The sequence below is a fragment of the Fulvivirga marina genome (assembly GCF_016775155.1).
Taxonomy (GTDB): Bacteria; Bacteroidota; Bacteroidia; order Cytophagales; family Cyclobacteriaceae; genus Fulvivirga; species Fulvivirga marina.
This window is the reverse complement of sequence record NZ_JAEUGD010000058.1, coordinates 237,488-254,780: the sequence shown is the minus strand read 5'-3', so window position 1 is coordinate 254,780 and position 17,293 is coordinate 237,488. Positions and strand designations below refer to the sequence as shown.

13 protein-coding genes are annotated in these 17,293 nt (G+C 42.0%); 9 read left to right on the top strand and 4 right to left on the bottom strand.

Annotated features, from left to right (window positions below; genetic code table 11):
• Nucleotides 1-84: 84 nt before the first annotated feature.
• A complete protein-coding gene (locus tag JMN32_RS17455) occupies nucleotides 85-2,733 on the bottom strand; it encodes an Ig-like domain-containing protein (protein WP_202857644.1) in 2,649 nt (882 codons plus the stop codon).
• A 475-nt stretch (nucleotides 2,734-3,208) separates the two neighbouring features.
• Here JMN32_RS17455 and rfbG point away from each other — a divergent pair, with 475 nt between their 5' ends.
• The 9 genes from rfbG (at nucleotide 3,209) to JMN32_RS17410 (ending at nucleotide 12,445) form a co-directional block, all read left to right on the top strand.
• A complete protein-coding gene (gene rfbG, locus JMN32_RS17450) occupies nucleotides 3,209-4,348 on the top strand; it encodes a CDP-glucose 4,6-dehydratase (protein ID WP_202857643.1) in 1,140 nt (379 codons plus the stop codon).
• Nucleotides 4,349-4,367: 19 nt separating this feature from the next.
• Complete coding sequence (locus JMN32_RS17445; RefSeq protein ID WP_202857642.1) at nucleotides 4,368-5,666, top strand: class I SAM-dependent methyltransferase; 1,299 nt, start codon at nucleotides 4,368-4,370, stop codon at nucleotides 5,664-5,666.
• A gap of 347 nt (nucleotides 5,667-6,013) precedes the next feature.
• Nucleotides 6,014-6,811 carry a sugar phosphate nucleotidyltransferase gene (locus JMN32_RS17440; protein ID WP_202857641.1) on the top strand — a complete coding sequence of 266 codons (798 nt, stop codon included), beginning with the start codon at nucleotides 6,014-6,016 and terminating at the stop codon, nucleotides 6,809-6,811.
• A complete protein-coding gene (locus JMN32_RS17435; RefSeq protein WP_238354525.1) occupies nucleotides 6,808-7,452 on the top strand; it encodes a PIG-L deacetylase family protein in 645 nt (214 codons plus the stop codon). The genes JMN32_RS17440 and JMN32_RS17435 overlap by 4 nt, the downstream gene beginning before the upstream one ends.
• A gap of 2 nt (nucleotides 7,453-7,454) precedes the next feature.
• Nucleotides 7,455-8,012 (top strand): dTDP-4-dehydrorhamnose 3,5-epimerase, encoded by a 558-nt coding sequence (gene rfbC / locus JMN32_RS17430; RefSeq protein WP_202857640.1) that lies wholly within the window; start codon nucleotides 7,455-7,457, stop codon nucleotides 8,010-8,012.
• A 4-nt stretch (nucleotides 8,013-8,016) separates the two neighbouring features.
• Entirely contained in the window at nucleotides 8,017-8,892 is an 876-nt protein-coding gene (locus tag JMN32_RS17425; protein ID WP_238354524.1) for a phytanoyl-CoA dioxygenase family protein, read from the top strand.
• Nucleotides 8,893-8,909: 17 nt separating this feature from the next.
• Nucleotides 8,910-10,259: a DUF4910 domain-containing protein gene (locus tag JMN32_RS17420; RefSeq protein WP_202857639.1), complete on the top strand. Its 1,350-nt coding sequence runs from the start codon at nucleotides 8,910-8,912 to the stop codon at nucleotides 10,257-10,259.
• Nucleotides 10,256-11,470: a glycosyltransferase family 4 protein gene (locus tag JMN32_RS17415; RefSeq protein WP_202857638.1), complete on the top strand. Its 1,215-nt coding sequence runs from the start codon at nucleotides 10,256-10,258 to the stop codon at nucleotides 11,468-11,470. Before JMN32_RS17420 ends, JMN32_RS17415 begins: the two co-directional genes overlap by 4 nt.
• A gap of 9 nt (nucleotides 11,471-11,479) precedes the next feature.
• Nucleotides 11,480-12,445, top strand: coding sequence for a glycosyltransferase family 2 protein (locus tag JMN32_RS17410; protein WP_202857637.1), 966 nt, complete (start codon nucleotides 11,480-11,482; stop codon nucleotides 12,443-12,445).
• A 69-nt stretch (nucleotides 12,446-12,514) separates the two neighbouring features.
• Here the strand turns inward: JMN32_RS17410 and JMN32_RS17405 are convergent, their stop codons facing one another.
• The 3 genes from JMN32_RS17405 to JMN32_RS17395 form a co-directional block, all read right to left on the bottom strand.
• Nucleotides 12,515-14,923, bottom strand: a complete 2,409-nt coding sequence (locus JMN32_RS17405; RefSeq protein ID WP_202857636.1) for a right-handed parallel beta-helix repeat-containing protein — start codon at nucleotides 14,921-14,923, stop codon at nucleotides 12,515-12,517.
• A gap of 64 nt (nucleotides 14,924-14,987) precedes the next feature.
• Nucleotides 14,988-15,818: a WecB/TagA/CpsF family glycosyltransferase gene (locus JMN32_RS17400; protein ID WP_202857635.1), complete on the bottom strand. Its 831-nt coding sequence runs from the start codon at nucleotides 15,816-15,818 to the stop codon at nucleotides 14,988-14,990.
• The gene (locus JMN32_RS17395; protein WP_202857634.1) at nucleotides 15,808-17,193 is read right to left on the bottom strand and encodes an exopolysaccharide biosynthesis polyprenyl glycosylphosphotransferase; all 1,386 of its coding nucleotides are present in this window, start codon (nucleotides 17,191-17,193) and stop codon (nucleotides 15,808-15,810) included. Before JMN32_RS17395 ends, JMN32_RS17400 begins: the two co-directional genes overlap by 11 nt.
• Nucleotides 17,194-17,293 lie beyond the last annotated feature (100 nt).

Here is a 17,293-nt window from a genome sequence, read left to right as displayed (position 1 = left end):
TAATTCCATTTCGGGAAGGCACGCAGGCTGTATTTACACACCCTGCGTGCATCCTTTGAAAATGATTTTAGAAATGCGAATTGATCATCTGATAATTCTGAGGGCTCCGTTGATCGTTTTTTCACTATTGCTTAGTACAAAATAGTATGGACCCTCCTCGAGTGGTTTTCCATTGTATTTGCCATCCCAGTTATTCTGGTAGGGTTGACTTTCAAAAACCTGCTTTCCAAAACGGTTATAGACCGTTAGCTTGGAATCGACAAGAACTTCTTCATCTTCCCATACCCAGAAGTCATTGATACCATCATCATTAGGTGAAAAATACCTGGGATAGCTATAGGCATTGGTTCTGGAGCGTGGAGACACAACAATAGTCATTTTGTCTTTCCCTTTCAGGCCATCGTTGTCAGTTACTGTCAGTTCGAATAAGTATACCCCGGCTCTGAGGTCACTTATTTTCACATTCTTCTCGGAGATTTTGGTAACCATTGATTTTGGTCCTGCCAGTTGAGCCCATCGATAGTCAATGATCTCTCCGTCGGGATCTTCTCCTGCACCATAAAGTGTTACCGTATCGGTGGGAAGTGAGACTTTTAGGTTAAGGCCTGCATCTGCAATAGGACTTAGGTTTCCGGCGCTCACTATAATCGTTATCTGGACCATGGCTATCCCGCCTTCATTATCTATAGCTTGAGCTGTAATAGTATGGGTACCAGAAAGTACATTATTCCATTCATACCGATACGGTTCAGTGCTATCTTCCCCAAGTTTGGTGCTTCCGTAGAAGAATTCCACTTTCACAACGGATCCATCACTATCTGAAGCATTTGCTGTGATAACTACATTTTCTCCTGCACCGAAGGAAGCATTATTCGCAGGGCTGGTAATGCTTACAGTTGGAGCGGTATTAGGACCGTCAACAGTAATAGAAATAGCGGCGGAAGTTTTTGTTGCGCCATCATCATCAGTAGCTATAGCCGTGATGGAATGTGTTCCTGCAGGCAGGTTATTCCAAGCAAAGCTGTAAGGGCTGGAGAGGTCTTCTCCAAGCTTAGTGCTTCCATAGAAGAACTCTACCTTGCTCACTGTTCCGTCACTATCCGAAGCATTAGCGGTAATTGTTACCGATTCCCCGGCATTGAAAGTGCCGTTATTGGCCGGACTGGTAATAGTTACTGATGGCGGGTTGTTAGTAGGAGGAGTTGTACCTCCATATTCAAACGCACCTATATCAGGAGCTGAACCATCGAAAGTAAAACCTAGATTCACCCCTGCATCTATCAAGGGGCTCCCTGTTTTAGGTAAATAGTAAGGATCAGGACGATCTCCGGTAGTAGTTATCATGGGGTCTTCGGTAAGATTGTTGGCATAGGTACCAGGTACATTGCCGATGGGGAGATTGAAAAACAGATTGTTTGTTGCTGTAAGCCCGCTCAGAGAAGCATTGTTTTCCATATGAATAAATTCATTAGGATAATAGCTATAGGAAGTATTTCTGTTGATCATCAGATTATTTTTCACGTTGACGTTCTCACTTGTCCCTCCGTATACCCCTATGACATTAACCGTTTTGTTGTCAGTAAACTCCATGGTATTATTATAAAAGTTTACATTGTGCAAACCTCCCCATTCTGCACGAACGATCTCACCAGGCCATGGACCCTGGATGGCATAAAACACGTTATGATGTATTTCCCAGTTTTGCATAGGGTTGCCCCAGTTGGCTATAGCATAACTTCCCTTAATGAAATAGTTATGATCTACTTCAACATCATGCATGGTTAACTCAATAGCATACCCTGAACCATCTGCTCTGCTTCCGATATCAATAACATTGTTATGTACACGGATAGTCTGGTTGCCCGTAGACGGATTAGCATTGGCATTAACAAGGGAAATCGTGTTATCGATATAGCAGTTGTAAATTTCACAACCGACAGGATCAACCATCCACAATTCGATGGAAATGTTAGGTGCCGACCCATTATCCCATATACCAGTAGGGTTGACCGTAACAGTACAGTCATGGATTTTTGTGTCAAACATGTTGTTGTAGCCGGAAGGACCGATGGCTTTTATGCCATAACCGGTATCCTCATCGATATAGCAGTTGTCTATCTCAACCCTATCCAGATTTCCTAGGTTTAGAGCACCAACTACATAATCAGTACTTCCCCATGCGCAATTGATCAGGTCAGTATTGGTAATTCTGGAATCCTTCACATCCCAAAGCCAGATAGCATTGAAGTTGGTGCCGGTTACTTTAACACCATCTATCAGTACAAAACTGCGATTCTTTACGTAAATACCGCCATGAAGCTTCTTGCCATCACCATCTATGGTGAAGTTCTTCAAGTGTTGGTTACCGTTGGAAGGGTTGTATTCGTTCAGGCTGATCAGGTATTTATCTGTTGCATAGCCTGGTGATGCAGGATAATGATAAAATGAAGGGTTGGCTTTCAGGATGGTAACATCCTTTCCCGCACCTTCTATACTTACCTGAAGAGGGACTTCTATTAGCCCATCTTCAATAAATGTTCCCGCTGATAATTTAATAACATGTCCCTGATTTGCAGGAACGTTGGAAACAGCATGTCGGAGACTTCTCCAGGGTTTTGATGCACTTCCATCTCCGTTGGAATCATCCCCATTTATATCAACATAATAAGTCGCACCAGCTGCACTTTGTATAAGCCATACCAAAAACACTAGAACAACACACACTCTTTTCATACTCTTCTCAATACAAGGGTTTTAGGTGGACTGCGAATTGATACACGGAAAATTTCCGTAGATCAATCGCAGAAAAAAATAAAAATATTGGATACAGGCGCGATGACCTGAAGAAATGTGGTACTACGACCTAACATGAGCACAAAGGCTTTTGAATGACTGGCACTGCGGCCTGAAATGAAACCGACACGATGGTCAGAGTTTTATTGCAGAGACTCTATCTGCTATTACCGCAAAAAAATGTTAAGTGATTAAACGTTTTAAGAAAATCAATCCTCACACGGTACCCACAATTTTAGACTTCTTAGGCCTTTTAAAAAAGGTGCTTTCGACAAGACATCGAATATAGCGATAAAACACCGTATTTCAAAGGCGGGCAAAATCGAATAATGACTAATGTATAGCAAATTAATGACTGTCATCATCGTGAAACAATCCGCTTAAACCTATTTTACGACACTAAACAATAGGTGTAATGCAATCTGCTTTTGATAATATTTATAAAAACAAGAAGGTTTTGGTGACCGGAAACACAGGGTTTAAAGGGAGTTGGCTGACCTTATGGCTGTCTATGCTGGGTGCAGAAGTATATGGCTACTCTCTTCAGCCTCCCACAGAACCATCGCTGTACAAAGTTTTGGACTTGAGTAAGCTTATTAACCAGGAAGAGGCGGATATTAGGGATTTTAACCGGCTAAAGAAAATTATCAAAACCATAAAGCCGGATATTATATTTCATCTGGCAGCACAATCGCTGGTGGGAGAGTCTTATTTAACTCCCTTAGATACAATTGAAATCAATACTATGGGGTCCGCAAATGTGATGGAAGCTGTACGTCAGCTAAAGTACCCCGTTGCCATTGTCATGGTTACCTCAGATAAATGTTACGAGAATAAAGAGTGGTTGCACGGATACCGAGAGACAGATCCAATGGGAGGCTACGACCCTTATTCATCTAGTAAAGGAGCGGCAGAAATACTTATTAGCTCCTGGAGGAATTCCTTCTTTCCCAACAATACTATTTTGAACCATGGCGTGAGGTTAGCTTCTGCCAGGGCTGGTAATGTTATTGGAGGAGGTGACTGGGCAAAAGACCGTATCGTCCCTGATTGTATCAGGGACCTGCTAAAAGGCCGCGTTATTGGTGTAAGGAATCCTCATGCAACCAGGCCATGGCAGCACGTATTGGAACCACTACATGGATACCTGCATTTAGGCTCAAAGCTGCTAAACTTTCAGAGCAAAACCGTAGTCGATTATTGTGAAGCGTTCAATTTTGGTCCGCAGGTAAGTTCAAACAAAAGTGTTAAACATCTGGTGGAAAAGGTTATTCAGTATTGGGGAGAAGGCTCTTGGGAGTGGACCTCTCCTCAAGCGGCACATCATGAGGCCTCTTTGTTGAACCTTTCAACGGACAAAGCCTTTCACCAGCTTAAGTGGATGGCCAAGTGGGATTTTGATACTACTGTGCAGCATACCGTGGAATGGTATGTGTATTGGAGGAACGGGTCATCGGAACTGCTGGATCTTACAGAGCAGCAAATAAAGGCCTATGAGACAGCGGTACATAATGCTGCAAGGGCCGTGAAACAAGAAGAAATTAAATCAATCTGACTAAAACCTGAAATAAGTTATGAATTATGATCATCACCAGGAAAGTGAAAGTGCATGTAGGTTTTGCGGCACTCCTTTAACATATACATTTGTAGATTTGGGCATGTCTCCATTGTGCCAGGACCATGTGAAGCCCTGGGAGCTTAAGGATATGGAACCATTTTATCCGTTACATGCCTATGTATGCGACAACTGTTTTTTGGTACAACTGGAAGAGTTTGTGCCTCCATCAAAAATATATGAGGATTACGCCTATTTCTCCTCTTACTCTGACTCCTGGCTGAAGCATGCCAAAGACTACACGGAAAAGGTAACCAAACGATTTGATCTTAACTCAAAAAAACTGGTAGTAGAACTGGCGAGCAATGATGGCTACTTGCTGCAGTATTTTAAAGAGAAAGATATTCCAGTGCTGGGGGTGGAGCCGGCAGCCAATGTTGCAGAGCATGCCATTAATAAAGGAATAAAAACAGAGGTGAAGTTTTTCGGAAATAAAACTGTCTTTGAAATTATTATGAAACATGGGGAAGCTGATCTGCTGATAGGAAACAATGTGCTTGCTCATGTGCCGGATATCAATGATTTTGTTTCTGCAATGAAAATATTGCTCAAGCCTGAGGGTGTTATTACCATGGAGTTTCCTCACCTTTTGAGGCTGATCGAAGGTAATCAGTTTGACACCATTTATCATGAGCACTTCTCGTATCTTTCTTTTTCAAGTGTAGAGCGTATTTTTTCTTATCATGGACTCACGATATTTGATGTAGAAGAACTGCCCACTCACGGAGGTTCATTAAGAATTTATGCCTGCCAAAAAAGGGATACTTCTAAAACAGTATCATCATCCGTCAGAGAGCTTAGAATGAGGGAGCATAAAGCAGGTATGGAAACAATAGCATATTACAGGCAGTTTGCAGAAAGGGTAAAAGAAACCAAGAGAAATATCCTTGATTTTCTGATTTCCGTTAAACGCAAAGGAAAAACCGTAGTAGGATATGGGGCTCCTGGAAAGGGCAACACTTTATTGAATTATTGTGGCATCCGTACCGATTTTATTGACTTTACGGTAGATCGCAATCCTCATAAGCAGGGAAATTACCTGCCAGGAACATTGATCCCCATTTATCATCCGGATATGATCAAAAGAATGAAACCGGATTACGTTTTCATCCTGCCATGGAACCTAAAAGAAGAGATCGTGGAAAATATTTCATATATTGGTGAGTGGGATGGGAAATTCGTAGTACCTATCCCTGAACTTCGGGTCTACAGTGCTAAATCTGTGGATGCAGACCCTTCATTCCATTTCTATACTTGAATGAAATAAGCCCCTTACCACACCAGAAAACTAAACAATCACGCCGTTCTGAATTTTTGGTCTGCGATTAATAAATTGGTGTCCTTACGATGAAAATATTCAGCATTTCTTCTGATTGTAGGCAGTGTATAAGCCTTTGGCTGCACAAATAATTCCGGGATAGGCGTGGTTGGGAGCCAACTGATAAGTCACGCCATTTTCAAGATGATATCAATCATTACCTACCTGATATTTTGATCATTGAGCCCCCTTATTATTAACACTATTTTTAATTTATAAACTATCACCTCGGTTGAAAATAAATTGCAGTAAGTGTTAAAAAATTTATAAAACTTAAATGAAACGCTATGAAAGTTGTTCTATTCTGTGGAGGCCAGGGGATGAGGTTGCGCGAATATTCTGAAAAGATACCCAAGCCAATGGTCCCAATCGGCTACAGGCCCATATTATGGCATATAATGAAGTATTATGCACATTTCGGTCATAAAGATTTTATCCTCTGCTTAGGCTATCAGGCTGATGCTATCAAGGATTACTTTGTGAAGTACAGCGAATATGTTTCCAATGACTTTGTCTATTCAAAAGGTGGTAGCAATATGACATTGCTCAATAAAGATATAGACGATTGGACCATCACCTTTGTGGATACAGGTATGAGTTCTAACATCGGACAGCGTCTAAAGGCAGTGGAAAAACACCTTGAAGGGGAAGAAATGTTTATGGCCAATTATTCTGATGGGCTTACTGACCTGCCTTTGGTTGACATGGTAGACCAATTTAAGGAGTCAGGTAAAACCGGTATTTTCTTAGCCTCTCAGCCTACCCGAAGTTTTCATATCGTTACTCTGGGGAATAACAATCATGTGAGTGAGATCACCAGCCTGGCTAATTCGGGAGTACGTATCAATGCAGGCTATTTTATTTTCAGAAATGAGATCTTCGATCATATCAATGTTGGTGAAGAATTGGTGGAGCAGCCGTTCCAACGGCTCATTGCCAAAGATCAATTGCTGGCTTATCCATATGATGGCATTTTTCTTACGATGGATACATTTAAAGAAAAGCAGATGCTGGATGATATGTATGCGAGAGGAGATACTCCTTGGGAAGTATGGCGAAGCTCTGAATTTCAATATACTGCATGATGCTACCATTGAGGTTAGACCAACGTAATGGACTAAAAATTCTTTGTCTGGGGGCTCATTGCGATGATATTGAGATAGGTTGTGGAGGTACACTCTTAAAAATAATCCATGAATACGCTATCGATCATATCAAATGGATAGTGTTTACTTCAACCAGCGAAAGGGCGGAAGAGGCCATGAAAAGTGCTGAATATTTTTTAATGGATGTGGCTGATAAGGAGATTATTATCGAGAAATTTAAAGATACAGTTCTGCCTCAACAGTCCGCAATGGTTAAGGAGTATTTTGAGGAGATCAGTGAGGCATTCCAACCTGATCTCATTTTCACGCACTATCGTAACGACCTCCATCAGGACCACCGCTTATTAAATGAGCTGACGTGGAATACCTTCAGAAAACAGTTTATTCTGGAGTACGAAATACTGAAGTATGACGGTGATCTGGGAAACCCCGGACTCTACGTTCCGCTGAGTAGCGACATAGCGAATAAAAAAGTACGGGCTATTTTAGATAATTATCTTTCCCAACGTACTAAGCATTGGTTTGATGAGGAAACCTTTTATGCGCTGATGCGATTGCGTGGTGTGGAGTCGGCCTCTAAATATGCAGAGGCCTTTTACATGAGAAAAGGAATATTATAAGCATGATTTTCGAAGAGACAAAACTGAGAGGAGCATATGTCATCAAACCAGAAAGGCTTGAAGATGAAAGAGGCTTTTTTGCCAGGTCATTTTGTCTGAAGGAGTTCGCAGAACATGGACTTTCCCCTTTTGTAGTGCAATGTAACATTTCTTATAATAAGAAAAAGGGAACTTTCAGGGGTATGCACTTTCAGGCTCCGCCTTTTGAAGAGGATAAGATAGTGTGTTGTACCCAGGGCAGTATTCTTGATTATGTGGTTGACCTGCGATTAGGTTCTCCTACATTTAAACAATGGGTAGCTGTTGAGCTTTCTGCTGAGAACAGAAACATCCTGTATATTCCAAAAACTTTTGCTCATGGGTTTATTACACTTACCAATGATACACAGGTATTTTATCAGATGACGCAGTTTTATAATGCCGAGTCTGCAAGAGGGTTCCGGTGGGATGACCCTGCTTTTGATATTCAATTACCGATACCGGTGGAGAGTATCGCAGAGAAAGACAGAAGCTTTCCACCATTCGAATATCCCTCCATTCTTTTTTCTTCCGCTAAATGATAAAATGATGAATGTACTTTATTTTGATTCCGATTTAACAGATAATGAACGAAGGCAGGGGCTTTACCAAGGGCAGCTGTTTACCTATTCTCCTTTCGGAGCTACATATTCCTTTTGCTATTTTGCTGATGCGTTGATACGTGAGGCTTTCGCGGGGTTTGATCCTGAGTATGCCCAGTGGGAGCTGCCGGTAAACCAGTATGTTGATATACTTAAAGCTCTGAAACCTCGATTTATTCACCATAACAAATCGAAAGAATTTATACAGCAAATACTTCGCGATAAGGGATGCGATTTGAATAAAACTTACTTCGATTTACCCAGGCTGCGAACGTCAACAAGTGATGGCTACCTGACTTCTGGTATTGCCTACGCGTTTCATCCGCACAGAGATACATGGTACTCCGCACCTATGAGCCAGGTCAATTGGTGGATACCGATATATACTATGGCGGAAGAAAATGGTTTGGCTCTTCATCCGAAATATTGGTCACGCCCTATAGCTAATGATTCCAGGGAGTTTAGTTACCAGGAGTGGGTAAATGGAAGTAGAAAAACGTGTGCAGAAAATATTTCTTCTGACAAGCGCTGGCAGCCTTCCCCTCAGGAGCGTGTAGAGATGGATTCGGAGTTGAGGATAATCCCTGAGCCAGGAGGCATCATCATGTTCTCAGCGGCCCACTTACATGCTTCTGTACCAAACACCTCTGGAAAGACCCGGTTTAGTATCGATTTCAGAACTATAAACATTGATGATGTGGTGGCCGGAGTAGGGGCACCAAATATAGACACGGCCTGCAAAGGCGAGGCATTGGTCGATTTTATTCGTGCTTCGGATTTTGCCCCTTTTCCAGAAGAATTAATTTATCAGACAGTTTAAGACTTAAGGCAAGGCTAATGCAAACTTTAAAAGAGGTACAAAAGGTAAAAAAAACAACATTAACCAGTGCTTTTAAAAGCGTGGGAGGTGAGATGTATGCGCTTGCAGAAGAGCTGTATCCCTTATGCCGTAGCATTACCGGGGCGGGAACCAGGGATACACTGGAAATATTGAAACATCATATTCCTCTTGTGATGAGCAAAATTCCTTCTGGCACAAAAGTGTTTGACTGGGAGGTGCCCAAAGAATGGAACATCCGCGATGCCTATGTACTTGATCCTCTGGGGCAGAAGATTATTGATTTTAAAAAGTCTAATCTGCACGTAGTCAATTATAGCATTCCTGTACATAAAAAGATGTCCCTTCAGGAGTTACGTCGGCATATTTATACTTTGCCCGAATACCCGGACTGGATCCCTTACAGAACTACTTATTATAAGGAAGACTGGGGCATTTGTATGACGCATAAGCAGTTTCAAGGCCTGAATGAGGGAACCTATGAGGTACATATTGATTCATCACTGGAGAGCGGTTATTTGACCTATGGAGAGCTTTTAATAGAAGGGGAACAGAAAGAAGAGGTGTTGATATCCACGCATATCTGCCACCCCTCTCTTTGTAATGACAACCTTTCCGGAATCAGCATGGCCACTTTTCTGGCCAAGCACCTGATGGGGAAAAAAAACAGGTATTCATACCGTTTTTTATTTATCCCAGGTACCATTGGAGCCATCACCTGGTTGTCTATCAATGAACAAAAAACAGGGGGTGTCAGGCATGGCTTGATCGCTGCTTTGTTGGGGGATACAGGGCCTTTTACCTATAAAAAGTCCAGAAGAGGAGATGCTGAGATAGATCAGGTGGTGCAATATGTGCTCGAGCGTAATGACAAGCGAAATAAGGTCATAGATTTTGTGCCTTATGGTTATGATGAGCGACAGTTTTGTTCTCCCGGTTTCAATATGCCCGTTGGTTGCCTGACCAGGACGCCCTATGGTGAATATCCGGAATATCACACCTCAGCCGATAATCTCACATTTATCAGTGCCGATTCCCTGGAGGGATCTTTAAAAATTTATCTGAAGATTATTACTGTTTTGGAGGCTAATAGAAAATACATCAATATCCTTCCGAAATGTGAGCCACAATTGGGCAAGCGGGGGCTGTATGAGGCTATAGGAGGAAATAATGATGCCCGAAAGTTTCAGTTGGCTCTGCTATGGGTGCTTAACATGTCTGACGGGGAGCATACGCTTCTCGATATTGCCAGGAAGTCTGTAATAGACTTTGAAACTCTGATGGAAGCAGCATTTCAACTGGAAAAAAAGAAATTAATCAAAGGCAGGAGAGAAAAGGGGGATCAATGAATATACTGCTCATCCATAATTACTATCAGCAAACAGGGGGCGAAGATTATGTATTTGAAGCCGAAGGTGAATTATTATCAGCCCATGGCCATAATGTTCATTGCCTTACTTTTTATAATGCTACTATCAGGACCTGGAAAGATAAGTGGACGGCAGCTTCGGGCATCATTTACAACCGCACGAGCGCCATGAAAGTGGAACAGGAAATCAGGTACTTTAATCCTGATATTGTACATGTTCATAATTTCGTTCCGCTGGCTTCCCCCGCAATTTTTCTGGTAGCTAAAAAGTATGGTATTCCGGTGGTGCTTACTTTGCACAATTATCGTTTGCTCTGCCCCGGCGCTACACTCTTCTACAATTATTCTATTTATGAGAAGAGCGTTGAAAGTATTTTTCCTTTAGATGCCATCTGGAAAGGGATCTATAGAAATTCAAGACTACAAACAACGGCTATAGCTTTAATGACCTTGTTTCATAGATTTATAGGAACCTGGAAACATAAAATAGATCGCTATATAGTGCTTACAAATTTCGCTCGCGAAAAGTTTGTGCACTCTACTTTGGGTATATCACATCATAAGTTTGTTCTAAAGCCCAATTTTGTCAATGATAATGGTAAAGGGGATAGGAAACGAAATGGTTTTTTCCTTTTTGCTGGCCGTTTGGCTATCGAAAAAGGGGTGCATACTTTGCTGAAGGCGGCACAGAGTGCAGGGTTTAATGTAGCCATTATTGGAGATGGGCCTTTAAAGGGTGAGGTAGAAGAGGCGGCTCGGCTTTACCCTAATATTCGATATCTGGGCTTCAAATCAAAAGCAGAGGTAGTACATTATCTGAAGTGCTGCCGTGCGCTCATATTTCCCTCTATTTGGTACGAAACCTTTGGTATGACCATTATAGAAGCATTTTCAACGGCTACACCGGTTATTGTTTCCAGGCTGGGGGCTATGCAGGAACTTGTTCAGGATCGTGTGAATGGCCTTCATTTCGAAGCTGGGAACCCGGCTGACCTGGCACGAGCAGTTAAGCAATTGATGAGCGATAGCGTACTGGAAGAGGCCTTGTCGGTAAATGCCCGAGTTACTTTTCTAAGGAAGTATACCGCTGAAGTAAATTACAAAATCCTGCTTAGTATATATCAGGAGGTCATAAAAGATAAGAACCCTTTGGGGATTAGAAAATCGGAACACCTAATTACCTCGGAATAATTAAAAACGATGAGTGACACTATAGTACAGGCTTTAATACACCAGACCAAACGGCCCTTGGTGACTATTGGTATTCCTACCTATAATGGTGGTTCTTCGCTAAGGAGGGCTGTTCAGTCTGCTTTGGACCAGGACTATGATCATCTGGAGATACTTATTGCTGACAATGGGTCAACGGATGAGACTCCGGAGCTATGTCATGAGCTAGTAAAGCTTTTCCCGTTTATAAAGTATATTCGGCATCCTGAGAATATAGGAATGCTAGGTAATTTTGAATTTCTTTTGCAAAATGCTTCAGGGGATTATTTCATGTGGCTGGCCGTAGATGATACTTTAACCAAGCATACAGTGAGCAGATGTGTAGATTTTCTGGAGCGGAACAACGACTTTGTTCTTGCTTCAGGTACTATAGAATATAATGTCAATGGAAAGGTAGTAGAGTTTGAGCGTGGATTTGACTTTTATCAGCATTCAGCAATAAACAGGGTAATGGGCTATTATCTCAAAGTTATTCATGGAGCTATGTATCACGGCATTATGCGGACAAAACAGGCACAACAGGTCGATATCAGGAGAGTAATTGGTTGTGACTGGCATTTTGTCGCCAATATGGCTTTTATAGGTAAAATCAGAAACCTCGAATTTATAGGTTATCAAAAGTCTTTTGGCGGCGCCTCTCGCAACTTTGACCACTACGCCAAGCTTATCGGAGAGTCCTCTTTTGCGAGAGACCATCCTCATTTCAAAATAGCTATGGATGCCTATAAAGAAATCATGCATCATTCTGGTGTTTTTTCATCACTACCTGTTTTTACCAGGTTTTACTTGGCTGTGAGTTCTTTTGTGGCGGTTAACTTCGGCTATTATGTTCGTATCTATCCTTTGGTAGTAGGAGGAAGGCTCAAAAGAGGTGTGAAAAATACCCTTTCCAGAATATCCTACTTGCTTAATGCTATTCTTAATACAAAGCTTTGAATACATAGGAGGCAGACCTCATACAACCTCTCTTTTGATCGGGAAGTTGAAACTTTAGGTGACATTAGTCTATTTATATAAAATTAGTTTTTCACTGGGGCGACCGGTCTCAAACAGAATTGCAGAGTTATAAGGAGACAATTGAACTTGTGGACCTGTGGGGGTGCCATTAGCGTAGAAGCAGGGGACGCTCAGGTTAAATGTTAATTCTTGCTGCGTGGTATTATATAAAAAACGGATTCTTCTGGTTTGAACTGGGGCTTGCATCTCTTGAATTAGAATATCCCTGAGGTGCAAAGGTTGAGTAGCTTTAAAATTTAAACGGGCCAGTTTGCTGCTAATGGTGGGGCTAAAGTAAAATGTAATATTTCTAAAAGTGGAGTCTCCCTTCATATAATGGTATTTCCCTAGAGCCTTCCAGGGCTTTTCACTCATAAGCGGTGCAAATTCCACTTCTCCGGGTTGTGCGGTCCGCAGGGTAACGGATAATCGATAAGTTTTTTTTGCATCAAAGGCTAAACCTGGTCGGTATAGCAGAACTTCACATGCATCTCCAGGGTCGGCGACAATGACCCCCTGGCCATTTTCGGTATATTTGATATTTAAGAAAGACTCGTCAGGCCAGCTCAACCAGTTTTTCATTATTATACCTTCTTCTATGAGTAGTTTCCCATCTATTAGATTTCCCGGGAGCCTGGTAGCTGAAGAGTTTAGGTCTTGGGCGGCATGCTTTTGCCATTCGGTAAAGCTGAGCTGCCAATAGCCATTGCACAACTTACAGGAAGAGCTGTAGTGGACGTATATAGGGTGAGAAGCTATAGTAGCGTAGCTGTTTTTTTCAAATGTAACAGCCTGTTTCAGATAATCTTGGTCAGGAAAATAAAGTAGGGCAGCATATTGATCTTCACGGCTGGCGATCAGAGTATTGCCTTCGACAGTAATATTCCTGCTGATGAACTCATCAGCCGGTACGATATCGTCACGTTTAACTACCAGTTGGGCTTTTTCGTTATTTGCGAAACTATTTCCATTGTTTAATAACTTATTGCCCAGGATTGAAATGCTGCTGGCATTGTGTGCCAGAATGCCGGAGCCCTCACAATAAGCAATGGTATTATGGTTAATGGAAATTCCTTTTGACCGATCGTCAATGTAGATGCCATGAGCGTATGATTCATGGTGTTTTCTAAAAGAAGGTTCTTTGGTCCCAATGATGATGTTCTGACTAATGGTATTATTTCCGGTATTGTTGCCCCAAGTATAAATTCCTCCACCATCATCTTTGGTCAGACAGAAGTTACTGATAAAGTTGCAGTGTATCAATGTATTTCCTGATCTGAAGTCGATAGCTGAATAGCCTGTACTGTCAAAGGTGTTGTATTCAATCACATGATCCTTACCCACTCCTGAGATATAAAAGCCTGTGTACGTTCCGTTACCTCCTGCGCCGCGTCCGGGGTAGAGGCCAACATTGTGTATTTTGTTGCCGGTAATGGTAGTCTGGTCGTTGTTGAGCCATTCTACACCATTGTTGTTAATGTCACTGAGCCTGTTGTTGTTAATAGAGATATTTTTGGACGAGACAGCCTCCAGACCATTGAGGGAGATATTGGAAATAATGGAATTCTTAAAGGTGATGTATTTGCTATTTTCAATTCTTAACCCCGCCAACCGTTGTCCAAAAAAACTGAGCCCATCGACTATTATATGGGCTGATCCGGTAATTAACAACCCATAATTGAATATACTTATCTCGATATTTAAATTGTTGGGATCAAGCCCGTCATGATAAAGGGTCATTTCCTGGTGTTGTTGATCGTAAAACCATTCTCCGGCCGTATCCAGTGTGGCCATATGGTTTTGGATAAAATAATTGATCTCTTGCAGTAAAGGATAACTTGCCTTTTTTTCAAAATAAAAGACGCCTTCTTTGAAGCGTTTTACATTAAGCCTGTCCAGCGTCCACCTGCTGCTTTTTGCCACTACCTCAGCTCCTGACCAGTATCCAGACTTCATGGCAATCCATGAGGTATCTTTAAGCTCATTTTCTAAAGCACCGGGCATGCCAGTAGAAAGGTATCCTGTATTAGGGTGACGGCCTAATGGCTGCTTTTGACCATTAACGAAAAGGTCTGAGGGAATGGTGCCTTTCCGACAAGAGGTTCTCCACAGGTTGTTACCTGAAGTTTTCCATTGCTTTAAAGCAATAGTTCCTTTGACGATGGGAGGTGTACCTGTTCCATAAGTTCCGATGAAGATTTTCTTTTCGGAGGTACCGGTTAGTTTTAGATGTAAGGAGCCAATGAAAGTACTTCCTCTCTCCAATAAAACAGAGTCGCCCGGCTCAATACATGGGAGCTGTAGTTGAAGTTTCTGGAGGGTGCACCAGGGGCTGTCAGTGTGGGTACCACTATTATTATCATCTCCATTTGGCGATAAGTAGTAACATTTGCCATTAACCCCTTGGTATGTCAGCATACAAAGGGAAAAAGTTGTCAGCAAAAAAATAAGTGACCGCCTAAAATCGAAACTCCAATTGCAGTTAAGCGACATCAGTATGGTTTGAGGTCCGTGTGTAATTCCTCACGGGAGAAATCAACTGGTTTAGTGCATGCTTCAATACCAATAGCAAGAAATAAGTATTGCTATAAAGATATCGCTTCCAAAGCCTTCGGGGCTCCAGATAAAGTCGATAAGCCCACTCCAGTGACAAGTTGCGCATCCAATAAGGAAGCCTTTTCTCTTTGCCGGCATAAACGGAAAAAGCCTGTCCCAGGCCCAGCATGCAACTATTTATTTTACCCTGAAATTCTGCCATCCATTTCTCTTGCTTAGGGCAGCCCAGGGAAACAAAAAGCAGGTCAGGGTTCAGACTGTTGATCCATCTGGTAATTTCCTGCTTTTCCTTGGGCTTCAGGGGGCGAAAAGGGGGTGAATAATAACCAACAATTCGAAGTCGGGGGAACTCTAGCAGTGCACGTTCCTTCATGCTGTTAAGCACTTCAAGGGTTGAGCCATAGAAGAAAACAGACTTCCCTTGCCGCTCGGCTTCACATAAGAGAGTGGGGAGTATGTCCATGCCACATATCCGCTCCTGTCTGATGCCTTTAAAGACCCGAAGAAAAATTGAAAGAGGACGGCCATCTGCAGCTACAAGATCAGCATTATTCACTATAGTATTGAACTCGGTGTTTTTGTATGCTTCCATGAGCATATGCACATTGGCAAAGCAGACGTACGATGAATTACCTGTCTCCGTCAGTCTTATGATTTCACGTACAAAATTTTGGGGTGTTGCCACAGAGATATGAGAGGAAAGAATCTTTTCTTTCCTAGGAAAATTGGATGGTTTTTCGTGATATTCAGTATGCATGTTTATCTCCTTTTATTATTTTCCGTACGGTTTGAAATATGATCTTTAGGTCCAGCAACAGACTCCAGTTTTCCATGTAAGCCACATCGTATTCTACCCGTTTTTCCATTGACTCTTTTTCCTTTATTTCGCCCCTGAAGCCATTGACCTGAGCGTATCCGGTAATTCCCGGAGAAATAAAGTGCCTGACTTTATATTTTTGTAAGCTTTTTGAATACTCTTCTAGTTGGCTGAGTAAGTTGGGGCGTGGCCCTACAACCGACATATCACCTAATAGTACATTAGCAAACTGCGGTAACTCATCGAGACTTGTTTTTCTCAAAAAAGCGCCTACACGAGTGATGCGGGGATCACCTTTTACCGCCATTTTTTCGGTGGAGCCATTGATATGCATGGTCCTGAATTTATAGCACTCAAACAACTTATTTTTCTTTCCAGGGCGCAATTGTTTGAAAACAACCGGACCTTCGGAATCCCACACAATAGCCAGTGCGATAATGGGTACTATGATAGGGAAAATGAAAATGATCACGCTGAGTGAAAATACGATGTCGAAGGCCCTTTTTAATGCAGCATTTACAAACAACCCCAGGGGCTCTTTTCTGGTAGTGAGTACTGGTATGGAGTCATAAAGGAATACATTGTGGCTGTTGTGTACCACCTCGCTGAAATCCGGAGCAATTCTGAGATAGATACAGTTGTCATCGGCAAATTTACCAAGCCTCTTGATCAGATCCTTGTGAATGAGAGGCAATGCAAAATAGATCTCGTCAATATTTTCCCTGATACAATAAGCATTGAGGTCATCAACAGTGCCCCTTACCAGTTTGCGATTGACAATGTCCGGGTTGGGATAATTATCGAAAAAGCCTTTAAAAATATAGCGTGAACCACCCTGAAGGGTAAAGAAGTCATGTAAGGCTTTGCCGGAACGGGTGGTTCCCACAATGACGACCCTCCTTAGATCAAAGCCGGAGAACTCAAAGTATTTCCATACCAGCTTGTAAACTATTCTTGAGCCCATCATAGCTAATGAAATAAACAGGTAAACTGTGAGCAATGATTTTAAAGGAATACTATGTGCTATCATGCTATATAAAGTAAGGTAGATGAGTATAACATGGAATAGCAGTGTGCTGAACAGGTTGATGCTAAGGGTTCTTATCAAGCTGTATTTACCAATGTCGTATATGCCGGTAAAAAGTCCGGTGGCTACCCAGCTAAAACCGAAGATGAGAGACAGGAAATACAGATTCTCCTTAGACAGCTGAATAAAATCTGATTTTTGAATAATAACGAAAATGACGCTGATTAGAGCAAAGTCTGCAGCACATAAGATTATTTTTGTAAGTTGGAAATTGTATTTCTCGTCCATAGGTCTGCTTAATTAAGATGCAAAGATTTTATACCCGACAATAAAGGTATGTAGCTCTTGTGCAGGGTAAAATGATGGAGGTCACTACTGTCAGAAATTT

What these genes read in the sequence shown, in the direction of transcription:
- JMN32_RS17410 (WP_202857637.1), top strand. Translation starts at nt 11,480, where the DNA reads ATGAGTGACACTATAGTACAGGCTTTAATACACCAGACCAAACGGCCC.
- JMN32_RS17395 (WP_202857634.1), bottom strand. Translation starts at nt 17,193, where the DNA reads ATGGACGAGAAATACAATTTCCAACTTACAAAAATAATCTTATGTGCT.
- JMN32_RS17440 (WP_202857641.1), top strand. Translation starts at nt 6,014, where the DNA reads ATGAAAGTTGTTCTATTCTGTGGAGGCCAGGGGATGAGGTTGCGCGAA.
- rfbG (WP_202857643.1), top strand. Translation starts at nt 3,209, where the DNA reads ATGCAATCTGCTTTTGATAATATTTATAAAAACAAGAAGGTTTTGGTG.
- JMN32_RS17405 (WP_202857636.1), bottom strand. Translation starts at nt 14,923, where the DNA reads ATGCTGACATACCAAGGGGTTAATGGCAAATGTTACTACTTATCGCCA.
- JMN32_RS17455 (WP_202857644.1), bottom strand. Translation starts at nt 2,733, where the DNA reads ATGAAAAGAGTGTGTGTTGTTCTAGTGTTTTTGGTATGGCTTATACAA.
- JMN32_RS17415 (WP_202857638.1), top strand. Translation starts at nt 10,256, where the DNA reads ATGAATATACTGCTCATCCATAATTACTATCAGCAAACAGGGGGCGAA.
- rfbC (WP_202857640.1), top strand. Translation starts at nt 7,455, where the DNA reads ATGATTTTCGAAGAGACAAAACTGAGAGGAGCATATGTCATCAAACCA.
- JMN32_RS17435 (WP_238354525.1), top strand. Translation starts at nt 6,808, where the DNA reads ATGATGCTACCATTGAGGTTAGACCAACGTAATGGACTAAAAATTCTT.
- JMN32_RS17400 (WP_202857635.1), bottom strand. Translation starts at nt 15,818, where the DNA reads ATGCATACTGAATATCACGAAAAACCATCCAATTTTCCTAGGAAAGAA.
- JMN32_RS17445 (WP_202857642.1), top strand. Translation starts at nt 4,368, where the DNA reads ATGAATTATGATCATCACCAGGAAAGTGAAAGTGCATGTAGGTTTTGC.
- JMN32_RS17420 (WP_202857639.1), top strand. Translation starts at nt 8,910, where the DNA reads ATGCAAACTTTAAAAGAGGTACAAAAGGTAAAAAAAACAACATTAACC.
- JMN32_RS17425 (WP_238354524.1), top strand. Translation starts at nt 8,017, where the DNA reads ATGATGAATGTACTTTATTTTGATTCCGATTTAACAGATAATGAACGA.